Raw genomic sequence first — 12,189 nt, 5'->3', positions numbered from 1 at the left:
GCTCAAAAAAATCACGGGCCGCCCGCCTGCACGTTCAGGCCGCCCGCTACTCGCTGTGAAGTGTCGCGAACATGCAGCGAACCGACCCGCTTTTTCGACGGCAGCAGAAAGGTTCTGCTGCCGCACGTCGGCGCAGGCACTGGATGTCCGGAGAAGCACGAAGCGTATCCCCTGCCGCCGGATGATGCAGCGTGATGGAATACTTTGGCTGCAGGCAGGCGCGTGATATAGTTACATCAAGGAGTGATAACATGAGTATCGACAGAAAAGAAGCGCATCTGCAGGAGCTCCTCCGCGAGATGGGGGATGTCGTCGTCGCCTTCTCCGGCGGGATCGACAGCACCTACCTGCTTTATGCAGCCCGTGAAACACTCGGCCGGGAGCATGTGCTCGCCGTCACCGCCGATTCCGAAACCTTTCCAGATAAAGAAATGGAAGAATGCCGTACGCTGGCAGCCGAGCTGGATGTGCCTTTTCAGGAAATCTCGGTCTCCGAACTCGCCATTCCGGGCTATAAAGAAAATACCGCAGATCGGTGCTACCTGTGCCGGGATAACTTATTTGAAAACTTGAAGCCGCTGCTGGAGCAGCAGGCTTTCTCCAATATCGTATTCGGCCTCATCGCCGATGACATGGGGGAACACCGCCCCGGCGTCATCGCCGCCAAAGAACACGGCGTACGCGGGCCGCTGCAGGAAGCAGATATGTATAAAAGCGAGATCCGCAGCCTGGCACGGGAAGCAGGGCTCCCGAACTGGGATAAACCGTCCTACGCATGCCTCGCTTCGCGCATCAGCTATGAAGAGACCATTACGATCGAGAAGCTGAAAATGGTCGAACGAGCAGAGGATTTCCTGAAAGATCACGGCATCACGCAGGTCCGTGTACGCATGCAGGAAGAGACGGCACGCATCGAAGTCCTCCCGGCGGAAATGCCGCACGTACTGGAGATCCACGAAGCGGTCCACGCCCGCTTGAAGGAACTCGGATTCACCTACATTACGCTCGACTTGAAAGGCTACCGCAGCGGCAGCATGAACGCGTCGCTGGAGAAACAGACAGTAAAGGAGTAACCGCCATGTCTATACTATATCTTGACTGCCTCTCCGGCATCAGCGGCGATATGACGCTCGGTGCCCTCATCGATGCCGGCGTGCCGCTCGCCCGGATCGAAGAAGAACTAAACAAACTTCCCTTCGACGAAGGGGAGTACGCGCTGTCGCAGGAAACCGTGGTGAAAAACGGCATCACCGCGGTTTCCTTCCGGGTGAAGCTCGCCGATGCGTCCGGGGAACATAGCCATACGCATGAACCGCTGCACAGCCACAGCCATCATCATCGTACATACCGGGATATTAAGCAGATGATCGAAGAGAGCTCCCTGGACGAAGCGGTGAAAGCAACGGCTCTCGAGATGTTCCTGCGGATAGGGGAAGCGGAAGGGAAAATCCACAACATGCCGCTCGATCAGGTTCACTTCCATGAAGTCGGCGCCGTCGATTCCATTATCGACATCGTCGGGACGGCCATCGCCGTGCAGGAGCTGAAGCCGGAGGCGATTTATGCATCGCCGATTCCAGTCGGAGGCGGCAAAGTATGGATCGACCACGGACTGTATCCGGTGCCGGCCCCCGCAACGACTGAAATACTAAAGGGGATCCCGCTCGCTTCCTCCAGCGTCCAGTCCGAATTGACGACGCCGACCGGAGCCGCTATTGCAGCGGTGCTCGTGGAGGAGTTCTGCCCGCTCCCTTCCATGACGATCGACACGATCGGGTACGGCGCAGGGACGAAAACCTTCCCGAATCAACCGAATGTGCTGCGGGTGCTGCTCGGCCGGCCGCACCACCTGTCTTCCTGAATGGACATGCAGGACATTCTCCGTCGGGTCCAGGAGGGCAGCCTGGATCCGGCGGAAGCAGAGGTTCAGCTGAAGGGCTATGAAGAAAAAGGCTATGCGAAAATCGATCACGCGCGGCGCGGCAGGCAGGGTTTTCCCGAAGTAATTTTCGGCGAAAATAAAACGACCGAACAGCTGAAGGGGATCGTGGACAGCCTGGTCGCTCATGAAGAAAACGTGCTGATCACGCGTCTCGACGACGACAAAGCAGCCGAGCTCACCGCAGCTCGGCCGTTTCTGACGTATGATCCGGTTTCCCGTCTCGCGGCATACCAGCAGCGGCCTTTCGCACAGAAAGAAGGCTATGTCGCCGTCGTCTGCGCGGGCACGTCCGATCTGCCCGTGGCAGAAGAAGCAGCTCAAACGCTGGATGCTTTCGGCGTGCCGGTCCGGCGCATTTATGACGTCGGTGTCGCCGGACTGCACCGGCTGCTCGATCACGTGGAAGAGATCCGCGGGGCGGATGTGACGGTGACGGTTGCCGGCATGGAAGGGGCGCTGACGAGTGTCGTCGGAGGCCTGGTGGATCATCCGGTCATCGCTGTGCCGACGAGCGTCGGATACGGAGCCCACTTCAACGGCCTCGCGCCGCTTCTGTCGATGCTCAATTCCTGTGCGTCCGGCGTCAGCGTCGTCAACATCGACAACGGCTTCGGTGGTGCCTACAGCGCTGCCGTGATCTACCGGGCCATAAGGGAGGAACACCATGCCAAGTGACCACGAACACATCGATACCGACATGATCCAGATTGCTGTTAACCTGGACGATATTTCCGGCGAATGGCTCGGCCACGTGCTCGACAAGCTGCTCGAAACCGGAGCCGCTGACGTCTGGTATACGCCGATTTTCATGAAAAAGAACCGCCCGGGCTACAAGCTGGAGGTGCTCTGCCGGGAGACACTTCTGTACGACGTCCGGACGATCCTCATGAATGAAACGACCACGCTCGGCTTCCGGTGGTTCCCGCTCAGCGTCTACCGGGCCGAACGGTCGTACCGGGAAGTCCAGACGATGTATGGAGCCATCCCCGTCAAGCAGGGATGGCTCGAAGGACAAATCGTCCAGGAAGCACCGGAGTACGAGGCCTGCATGGCCGCAGCCGAACGGGCCGGTGCCCCGCTGAAGCAGGTGTATCAGGAAGTGTGGCGCCGCCTCGCCGACCGTTAAAGGAGCGGAGCCACCACGTCCCGCACCGTGTCCTTCGTTCCGACGTTGCCGGGGAAGACGATGTAGGCCGTATGCGGGAATTTGCTCGACGCATCGGTCAGCCAGACCGGAACCCCCGGTGCCGCCTGGCCGATCACCGTCGCCCGGCGTACGCGCAGGCCGCGGCTCCCGATATCGCTCGAGGTGATGCCGCCTTTGGCGAGAATAAATGCCGGACGGCAGGGGAAATCCTGCACGAGACCGGTGAGCGCATCGGCAATGTTCGTGGAAATACGAAGCTTTTCCTCACGGTCGACTCCCGTGAAATCAATCAACTCCCGGCGCGTGTACACGACGGCCGTCTTGCCGCTTTCCACCGCCTCGACCGCTGCTGCGCGCACGCGGTTTTTTTCGTCCGCAAAAGCCTCCTCGTCAACCACGAGATGACAGTCCAACTCGACCGGCTCCACGTCGAGCGTCAACAGCTCCTGCAGCTGATCCGTCGTCTTCTGCACATGCGATCCGACCACGACCAGCCCGCCGCGGCGGCTGTCCTCATGCCGGAGCTCCCGCCGTGACAGCGGTTCCTGCGACGGCACGTCCGCCAGCACCTTCGTCAAACTCGCCCCCGACCGGAACAAGAACGTCTTCCCGGCCGCCAGCGCCTCTGCCAGCGCGAGGCAGAACACCTGCACATCCCGCTCCTCGACCGCATTCACGACGATTTTTTGAAAATCGGATGCCTGCATCAGCCTGGATGCGGCGTCGTTGACCGCTCCGCTCCGCAGGACGTCAAGCGGAATGGAGAGGACCTCTCCGGCACGGACCGCACCGCCGGTCTTTTCTTCGATATAGTCCGGCAGGCGGCTGGAAGTGAAGGCGAACGTCGGATCGTTGGCGAATTCCGTCTCCCCGACGGGCACAAAACGGTCACCGTCCTGCGCGTAGTGAACATCGTCGACCGTCCAGCGGCCGCCCTGGGCGAAGAATGGCAGCAGCACTTCCCCGTCGAAAGGCGGATGCCCCTCTGCTTCCAGTGTCTGCCGCAGGGTCTCCGTTTCCAGTGGATAATGCCCGCGCATCGTCGAATCGCTGCGGCTGATGAGAAGAAACGGCTGGTCGAGCTCGCGGCTGAGCTGCTGCAGCCGCTTGGCGATCGTCGTGTGGACGTCCTTCGTTTCTGCAGAGGCGAAGGAGCGCGAATTGGTCAGCACGAAAAACATGCGCGCTTCTTCCGTCATGCCTTCGCGGAGCGAGGCTTCATCCCAGTCAGTGAAAACAGAGATGCCATGGACGGTCTGCACGCCGGTTGGGTCGTCGTCGAGGACGACGATTTTCCGGCCGAGCGCCGCAGCGGTCTCTGTCCACCTGGGAGCTGGATCCTCGCCGGTGAACGGAGGGAGGAGCTGGTGAAGTTCCTGTGTCGTCAAGGTTTTCATGGACGCTCCTCTCCTTTCTCCTGCAGGGTGTAGTAGGCGTGCAGCGCCGCGTGATCGCTGCCGGCACGTCCATGATCCATCAACGCCTGGAACATGGAGAGCACCTGATCCGAGACAGGCAGGTCGAGGCCGAGCTGGTCGGCGGCTTTTTTGACGTTGGTGAGATCTTTGGCGTTGATGTCGATTCTGCCGCCCGGTTCATAGTTTTTGGCTGCCATCATCGGCAGTTTCGCTTCCAGCACAGTACTGCCGGCGAGGCCGCCGCGGATCGCGGTAAACATTTGTTCCACGTCCAGTCCGGACTGTTCCGCGAAGTGGACCGCTTCGCCGACGGCGGCCATCGTACCGTTGACGATGATCTGGTTGGCGAGCTTCGTCGTCGTTCCGGCGCCCGCCGGTCCGAGGTAGACAGAGGACGCGGCGAACGTGTCAAATACAGGCTGCACTTGATGGAAGGCGTCCTCGTCGCCGCCGATCATGAGCGAGAGCGTGCCGTCGATCGCTTTCGGCTCGCCTCCGCTGACCGGCGCATCGAGCCACCGCCCGCCGCGGTCGTGCACGGCGGCAGCGAGGGACTTCGAGACTTCCGGCAGAATCGAGCTGAGGTCGGCGATGATTGTGCCGGCCTGCAGGGCTGACAGGATGCCATGATCGGCGGTCAGGACGTCCTGCACGTGATGCGAGTCCGGCAGCATCGTCAGCACGAGGTCCGCCTCGACGGCCGTTTCCGCGGGCGAGGCTGCTGCGTGCGCCCCGGCGTTCTCGAGGTACTGGACCGTCTCTTGATTCAAATCGAAGACGGTGACCTGATGACCTGCCTTCAGCAGGTGAAGCGCAATCGGTTTTCCCATGATGCCTGTTCCAACCATGCCTATGTTCATGTTCATTCCTCCTAGATTGTTGAAAGCGTTCTCGTATATAAGGTTATTGTACACATAATAAATAAAAATGTATACATTATTTGTGTTTCACTGTGCAACAAGATACAATAGAAAAAAACAACAGGGGGGATGCAGATGAAGAAACAGTTTGCGGCGGATCAGGCGTATGAACGGATCCGCGATGCGATCTACGACGGCGTGTATCCTTCCGGTGAGCGCCTGACCGAAGTGCAGATGGCCGAAGAGCTGCAGATGAGCCGCACCCCGGTGCGGGAGGCATTGAAACGCCTCGGCGAAGAAGGACTGCTGAAGAACAAGCGGGTGCTGGCCCCGACGGAAAAAGAGTTCATCGACACGTTCGACGTGCGCCGGCTGCTGGAAGGGCATGCTGCGGCCAGAGCTGCAGCCTACATGACGATCCCGGAAAAGGAGGAGCTGCGGGCATGCGTGACGCACGCCGAGAACGGGCAGCTGGAAGAGCGGATGTACTGGAACAAGCAGTTCCACGAAAAGCTGGTCACCGCGAGCGGCAACGAGGTGCTGATCGAGGCGGTCTCCAGGATGGAAGCCATCGTATACTTGTTCCGGCAGACGGTCGTCTACGAACAGCGGCCCGGTCTCCTCGAGGAGCATCACGCCATCTGTGATGCCATCGACGCAGGGGACAGGGAGCTCGCCGACACCCGGATGAAAGACCATCTCGATAACGACCTGCAGTTCGCCCTGCGCATGCGGAAATAAGCAGAGCCACCTGCCATTACCTTCTTCTTACAGCTGAGAAGCTGCCGGAATTTCCGGCAGCTTCTTTTGCGGTGCAGGAAAAAAATCATGCAAAAAGTGCTCAGGGGAAGTGTACGAAGGGCTGCGGCATGTCCATCTTCGTTGAACGATTGGGGGATGTAGCTTTGTGTGGTCGTGGTTTGGGTGCGGATCGGTCACTCGCGGTGCCGGCTCGGACGCTGCGCGGCGGTGGGCAGTCGCTAGACGGGAGCGGGCAGTCGCTCGAGGAGGAAAAGCGGTCACAACGGTGCTGGGCGGTCACTTAGGCGGACGCAGCGGACGTTCAGGAGCCGCGCTCGGTCACTCGGCGCCACGCAGCGGCGCTTTGGCCGACCGCACCGGCGACGTCATCGGAAACCTTAAGACCGTCAATGACCCAAGCCCTTCTGGTTTACGGCTGCCGGGGCAGCCGCGGAAAAAAGGTGGATTGGGGGTTGGAGGTTTTTGATGTGTGCGTGGATCTGGTGCGGAGCGGTCACTCGCGGCGCCGGCTCGGACGCTGCGCGACCGGGAGCAGTCGCAAGGCGGGAGCGGGCAGTCGCTCGAGGAGGAAAAGCGGTCACAGCGGTGCTGGGCGGTCACTTAGGCGGACGCAGCGGACGTTCAGGAGCCGCGCTCGGTCACTCCGCGCCACGCAGCGGCGCTTTGGCCGACCGCACCGGCGACGTCATCGGAAACCTTAAGACCGTCAATGACCCAAGCCCTTCTGGTTTACGGCTGCCGGGGCAGCCGCGGAAACTTCGTAAAAAAGCATCAGATGTCCTGGAAGAAGTCGAAATTGCGCACTTCTCGGGAAGAACGAAGGCCCCCTTTTTCTCTTCAACAACCTGCGGCGCAAGCTGTTCCGACCAAAAGGTAAGCCGCGCTTTTGTTTGTAGCAAGGTATACGTTTGGGTGAAAAGGGGCGCGGCTTCGTTCAGATCACCTTTCGGTTCTGGGGTGCTCGTGGAGCCCGTAACGGACGTTCAGCGCTGAAACGCAGACCGCCGCCGGACGGAAGCGGATAGGCAGCACGAAAAAGCGGACCGTCAGCCACCGGGCAAACGGTCCGCGGCGTTCCGGGCACGGCGTTTTATTCGCGGTCGGTGGCAGTGCGACCGTTGGCCTGGACATAGAGAACCGCCAGTTGAAACAGACATTCATGCAGGGAGGCCGGATCTCCAGCGTAGGGCTGCAGCAGCTCGAGGAACTCCAGCTGATCGTCGGGTGGAGAGTCGAGCAGTTCCTGCAGGAGAAAATCGCTGTCGATCCGGTGGTACGTCCCCCCGATCCAGAACGTGTACGTCCGCTCGGGAACCGGATGTTTCAACAAAAACGGCTGTAGGTCGGTGTAGGAGTGTGGCATGAGCAGCACCTCCTTACCAGCTTGCTTTTTTGACGCCGGGAATCTGGCCTTTGTGCGCGTAGTCGCGGAAGGCGATCCGGGACATGCGGAACTTTCTCATGTAACCGCGAGGGCGGCCGGTCACCTCACAGCGGCTGTTGAGCCTGGTCGGGGAAGAGTCCCGAGGCAGCTTTCTAAGGGCTTCGTAATCCCCTTTTTCCTTCAGTTCTTTCCGCAGTTCTGCGTATCGTGCGACCATGTCCTGGCGTTTTTTCTCTTTTGCGACTTTGGACTTTTTCGCCATGTGCTCATCTCCTTATGCTGGAATGATTCGTAAAGGTGGACAGAGAAAGGGGGAGCTCTCTGTCCATCGAACAAATCGTAATAATAACGATTTACATAAGTTAATATATCGTAATCGTTACGATTTGTAAAGCGTCGTGTCATCATCGTGGCTGTCTTCCACGTGATTTCCGGGAAGAAATGGGTTCCTGCTCAGCTGTCTCCTCGGCTATAATAAAGAATAGAAGGGGGTGCTGTCGTGCGGCTTTTTTTCATGCAGGGGAGTCTGCTGCTGGTGGTATCAGCAGTAATTGCAGTATCAACGGAAGTTCCGTTTGATCAGCCGCTCTTCTTCGTCGGGGGCAGTGTCTTTTATGGACTGTATGCGTCCCTGATGCTTTGGCGGCAGCGCACGATCCCTCTTGTTGCAGCGCAGCTTGTGTGGGCGGTTCTGTACGGGACGATGATGTCGGACGGCGCGCTTCCTCTACTGATGGGACTGCCGCTCATCACATCGGCCCTGCTTGATATGCAGCGGCCGGGGGTGACAGCTGCAGCCGGTGCGGCCGTCGTGCTCGTTCCTGTATATGTCCACGGGACTCTCGCATGGGAATGGCAGCTCGTGCTGACAAGTATGTACGCCGCTTTTGCCGGGGCGGTATGGCTGTACATGCGGGAGAGAATCAGTACGAATGCAGCAGCAGAGCAGGTAGTGGAAACCGAATGGGAAAACAGACGCCTGCGCCGCAGTATCGACATACAGGAACAGGAAGTCCGGGAAGAGGAGCGTCTCCGAATCGCGAGGGACATCCATGACTCGGTCGGACACCAGCTGACAGCGCTGCTCATGCAGGCAGGGGTCCTCCGGCGTTCAGTAGAAGGCGAGGCGCAGCAGCACGCGGAAATGATCGAACAGACCGCCGGCGAAGCGTTGGAGCAGACGCGGGATGCCGTCCGGCAGATGAGGCAGAAAGAGATTCCGGCCGGAGTGCATGCCGTTATTCATCTGCTTCGCAAGCTGGAGCGGGAATCTCAGATGGTGATCCAGTGGAAGGCGGAGGACGGATTTTTATCGGCTGCCTTTACGAACGATCAGCATACCGCCATCTACCGTTTCGTGCAGGAAGGAATGACGAACGCGATGAAGTATGGAAGAACACGCGAGGTGATGCTGCATGTCCAGATCCGTGGAGGAAGGCAGGCCGTGTTGAAGATGGAAAACCGAACCTCACAGGAGATGATGGGGCCCGTCGGAAGCGGTCTGACAGGGCTGCAGGAGCGCTTCGATGCACTCGGAGGGGCGTGTACATGGGAGCATCACGGAGATCGTTTCACGATGGAAGGGGTTTTCCCGCTGGAAAGGAGTGAAATCAATTGAAAAAGGTACTGCTTGCAGAGGACCAGCGGATGGTGCGTCAAGGCCTCCGGATGATGATCGAAGAGACAGGGGAATTCTCCGTAGCAGCAGAAGCAGGCACGGGAGCCGAGGCAGTCGAACAAGCCGGACGTATCCCGATAGATGTTGCTGTCCTGGATATCCGCATGCCGGGGATGACAGGGCTGGAAGCATGCCGCAGGTTGGTGGAGATGCAGCCGGATCTGCCTGTGCTCATGCTGACGACATTTGATGACAATGCCTACGCGATAGAAGCGCTGGAGAGCGGCGCCAAAGGGTTCATGCTGAAGGATGCTGACGCGGCCCGCCTGATCACAGCGATGAAAAAAGCGCTCGAAGGCGGCATCACTATTGATGAGGGCACCGCGGGCAGAATCATTCCTGACCTGATGAAGCGGGAGCGGCATGAGCCGGCAGACGTCCCGTTGACGAAACGGGAAAAAGACATTGCGGCCCTCGTCGGAGAAGGTCGGACCAATCAAGAGATTGCGTCCGAACTGTTCTTGTCGATCGGCACTGTCAAAAACCACATATCGGTCATTCTCGACAAACTGGATCTCCGGGACCGGACGCAGCTGGCGATTTTTGCGATCCGGCATCATCTCGTGTAGCACATGCTGCACGGGATTTTTTGTTGGTCCTTGTTCGAGGATAGACGCCTGCTTCGGCGGCGTCCAGCCGAGTGTCTTCCGTCCTTCGACACGGTGTCCGCTGCGCCCCGGTCTGTCACGGATGCTGCCTGCATAGGTGACGCAGGTCATGGGTAAGGGACCGGAATTCGTTACTGCAGCTACGTCCACTGCTCTGAAAGATACGATACACTTGATGTACATAAGAAAGGAGGCGGAGCGGATGCTGGAAGTGATGGATGTAACAAAGACATTCAAGGAACGGACCGCGGTGAGCCGGGTGAATGTGTTTATTGAAAAAGGTGAGATTGTCGGACTGCTCGGACCGAACGGCGCCGGTAAGTCGACGACGATCTCCATGATATCGAGTCTTGTTGCGCCGACGGAAGGAGAGATTTATGCAGGGGGATACTCGGTCAAAAAAGACCGGACGCATATCCGGCGGATGATCGGCGTCGTCCCGCAGGAAATTGCGCTGTTCCAGGACCTGACTGCAAAAGAGAATCTCCGTTTTTTCGGACGAGCCTACAAGCTGAAAGGAAAACTGCTCCAAGAACGGGTCCGTTACGTGTTGGACATCGTCGGTCTCACGGATCGTGCTGGGGAGCTCGTCAAGACGTATTCCGGTGGGATGAAGCGGCGGCTGAACATCGCCGTAGCGCTGCTGCATGAGCCGGAGCTGTTGATCATGGATGAACCGACGGTCGGCATCGATCCTCAGTCGCGGAGCTATATTCTCGAAACGGTACGGGAGCTGAACCGGACGAAGAACATGACCATCATTTACACCAGTCACTACATGGAAGAGGTCGAATATTTGTGTGACAGGGTGTATATCATGGACCACGGCGAAATTATCGCGGCGGGAACGAAGCGGGAACTGAAGGCGATGCTCATGGAAGAAGACAGTATCGTCGTCACCTTGAGCCGAAGCGCCGGAGATATCGCGGAGGTACTCGAGAAACGCGAAGACATCACACGTGTATACACTTCCGGAAATGAAGCCGTCATTGCGGCGAAAAAGGACGCACCTGTGCTCGAGGCGGTGATTCAATGGACGCGAGACGCCGGTGTTGATATCCAGTCTGTAGAAGTCCGGTCGCCGAGCTTGGAGGATGTCTTTTTGCATCTCACAGGCCGGACACTGCGGGAGTAAGGGGGGAAAGCGATGTTCTGGACGATGCTTGCAAAAGAAATCAAACAGCTGCTGCGGGAGCGGAGCGAACTGCTGACGCTGCTGCTCATGCCGATCATTCTCATCACCATCCTCGGAAGCGCACTGCAGGGGATGATGTCACCGGGAGCTGCGGGAGCCGGAAACCTGGAAACAGCTGTTGTGATGGAAGGAACACTGGACGAATCCCTTCTTCAGCTGCAGGAGCATCTGGCCTCGGAGGGAATGCCGCCGGAAGCGCAGGAAGCACTGCTCGAGGAAGCGGAGCAGGTCTCCGTTCCAGAGATGTTCGCCGAGATGCTGGCATCCCTTGAAGCAGAGGGAGTGCTATCTGTGGAAGTGCTTGACGAAGCCGGGGCGTCGACTGAAGCATATGACGGGGTCTGGTATTTTGATGAGACCTACCGGGAGCAGACGTGGCGTCAAATGTTGCTGCAGGAAGAGCTGCCTGATCCTGTCGCAGTGGAAGCTTCCGGTCAGTTCGGTATCATCGAGGGCATCACGGATGCTTTTTTCAACGAGCTGAATTGGCAGAAGGAAGCCGCCTATCTCGCTTCTCTGGAAGAGGAAGCGGTACCCGAGCCTGTGCAGACCGAGGTGGAGATCCAGCAGCTCGATAACCGCTCCGCTATCACGTCTTTTGACTATTATACAGCCGGCATGGCCGTGATGTTTGTCCTGTATACCGCGACGTTTCTGGCGAGTACCGCCCATACCGAGCGGCGGAGCTACGTCTTTCACCGGCTGCTCACCTCGAATGTGCCGATGTGGATGTACCTTGCCGGGAAAGGGGGTGCCGGCGTCCTTCTGGCGCTCGTCCAACTCGCGGTGATTTTCAGTTTTTCTTCGCTTGTCTTCGGTGTTTCTTTTCAGCATGCCGGTCTGACGGCGGTGATTGCAGCTGGACTTGCGCTGACTGTCGGCTCGCTGGCGATGCTGCTGACGGCTGTGAACTATCGTCTCCGCAATGAACAGGCGAGTGCTCTGTTTGCCAGTGCCGGTATCACGATGCTCGCTTTTCTCGGAGGCAGCTTCTTCAATGTCAGCCAGCTGTCGGAAACGGTAGCTGCGATCGGTCGTCTTCTTCCGAACGGGGCAGCTATGCAAAGTCTGCTGGCGGTGATGGGAGGAGCTGGAGCCGGATTGATCTATCCGATGCTGCTGTCGATCTCGGTCTTCTGTCTGCTCTGTGCCGGTGCGGCACTGCTCGTATTTCCAAGAAAGGAGGGACTCTAGC

Annotated in this window: 13 protein-coding genes; 9 read left to right on the top strand and 4 right to left on the bottom strand. The window is 58.6% G+C overall.

Going from position 1 to position 12,189, the window contains the following annotated elements:
• Positions 1–251: 251 nt before the first annotated feature.
• From larE to larC2, 4 genes are read left to right on the top strand one after another with little or no spacing between them, the layout of a single operon-like run.
• A complete protein-coding gene (larE, locus tag G477_RS0108240) occupies positions 252–1,073 on the top strand; it encodes an ATP-dependent sacrificial sulfur transferase LarE (protein ID WP_026697547.1) in 822 nt (273 codons plus the stop codon).
• 5 nt (positions 1,074–1,078) lie between these two features.
• Entirely contained in the window at positions 1,079–1,861 is a 783-nt protein-coding gene (gene larC, locus G477_RS0108235) for a nickel pincer cofactor biosynthesis protein LarC (protein WP_026697546.1), read from the top strand.
• Positions 1,862–2,617, top strand: coding sequence for a nickel pincer cofactor biosynthesis protein LarB (larB, locus tag G477_RS0108230; RefSeq protein ID WP_026697545.1), 756 nt, complete (start codon positions 1,862–1,864; stop codon positions 2,615–2,617).
• Complete coding sequence (gene larC2 / locus G477_RS0108225; RefSeq protein WP_026697544.1) at positions 2,607–3,068, top strand: nickel pincer cofactor biosynthesis protein LarC2; 462 nt, start codon at positions 2,607–2,609, stop codon at positions 3,066–3,068. The genes larB and larC2 overlap by 11 nt, the downstream gene beginning before the upstream one ends.
• On the opposite strand, the gene G477_RS0108220 is transcribed toward larC2, so the two are convergent.
• Together G477_RS0108220 and G477_RS0108215 are read right to left on the bottom strand one after the other, a co-directional pair.
• A complete protein-coding gene (locus tag G477_RS0108220) occupies positions 3,065–4,486 on the bottom strand; it encodes a four-carbon acid sugar kinase family protein (RefSeq protein ID WP_026697543.1) in 1,422 nt (473 codons plus the stop codon). The genes larC2 and G477_RS0108220 overlap by 4 nt on opposite strands.
• Positions 4,483–5,367, bottom strand: coding sequence for an NAD(P)-binding domain-containing protein (locus tag G477_RS0108215; RefSeq protein ID WP_245575443.1), 885 nt, complete (start codon positions 5,365–5,367; stop codon positions 4,483–4,485). The genes G477_RS0108220 and G477_RS0108215 overlap by 4 nt, the downstream gene beginning before the upstream one ends.
• A gap of 135 nt (positions 5,368–5,502) precedes the next feature.
• Here G477_RS0108215 and G477_RS0108210 point away from each other — a divergent pair, with 135 nt between their 5' ends.
• The gene (locus tag G477_RS0108210) at positions 5,503–6,108 is read left to right on the top strand and encodes a GntR family transcriptional regulator (RefSeq protein WP_035211575.1); all 606 of its coding nucleotides are present in this window, start codon (positions 5,503–5,505) and stop codon (positions 6,106–6,108) included.
• A 1,111-nt stretch (positions 6,109–7,219) separates the two neighbouring features.
• Here the strand turns inward: G477_RS0108210 and G477_RS0108200 are convergent.
• Together G477_RS0108200 and rpsN are read right to left on the bottom strand one after the other, a co-directional pair.
• Positions 7,220–7,492, bottom strand: a complete 273-nt coding sequence (locus tag G477_RS0108200; protein ID WP_026697539.1) for a hypothetical protein — start codon at positions 7,490–7,492, stop codon at positions 7,220–7,222.
• A gap of 13 nt (positions 7,493–7,505) precedes the next feature.
• Positions 7,506–7,775, bottom strand: a complete 270-nt coding sequence (rpsN, locus tag G477_RS0108195; RefSeq protein WP_026697538.1) for a 30S ribosomal protein S14 — start codon at positions 7,773–7,775, stop codon at positions 7,506–7,508.
• A gap of 237 nt (positions 7,776–8,012) precedes the next feature.
• Here rpsN and G477_RS20515 point away from each other — a divergent pair, with 237 nt between their 5' ends.
• The 4 genes from G477_RS20515 to G477_RS0108175 all read left to right on the top strand — a co-directional run bounded on the left by G477_RS20515 (position 8,013) and on the right by G477_RS0108175 (position 12,188).
• Entirely contained in the window at positions 8,013–9,131 is a 1,119-nt protein-coding gene (locus G477_RS20515) for a sensor histidine kinase (RefSeq protein ID WP_026697537.1), read from the top strand.
• Positions 9,128–9,760 (top strand): response regulator transcription factor, encoded by a 633-nt coding sequence (locus G477_RS0108185; protein ID WP_026697536.1) that lies wholly within the window; start codon positions 9,128–9,130, stop codon positions 9,758–9,760. The genes G477_RS20515 and G477_RS0108185 overlap by 4 nt, the downstream gene beginning before the upstream one ends.
• Before the next feature lie 241 nt (positions 9,761–10,001).
• A complete protein-coding gene (locus G477_RS0108180) occupies positions 10,002–10,934 on the top strand; it encodes an ABC transporter ATP-binding protein (protein ID WP_026697535.1) in 933 nt (310 codons plus the stop codon).
• A 12-nt stretch (positions 10,935–10,946) separates the two neighbouring features.
• Positions 10,947–12,188: an ABC transporter permease gene (locus G477_RS0108175; RefSeq protein WP_026697534.1), complete on the top strand. Its 1,242-nt coding sequence runs from the start codon at positions 10,947–10,949 to the stop codon at positions 12,186–12,188.
• Position 12,189 lies beyond the last annotated feature (1 nt).

This window comes from Alkalicoccus chagannorensis DSM 18086, assembly GCF_000429725.1.
Lineage (GTDB): Bacteria > Bacillota > Bacilli > Bacillales > Salisediminibacteriaceae > Alkalicoccus > Alkalicoccus chagannorensis.
Note: the sequence above shows the minus strand (reverse complement) of the source record. Positions and strands in the feature narration are given on the sequence as shown.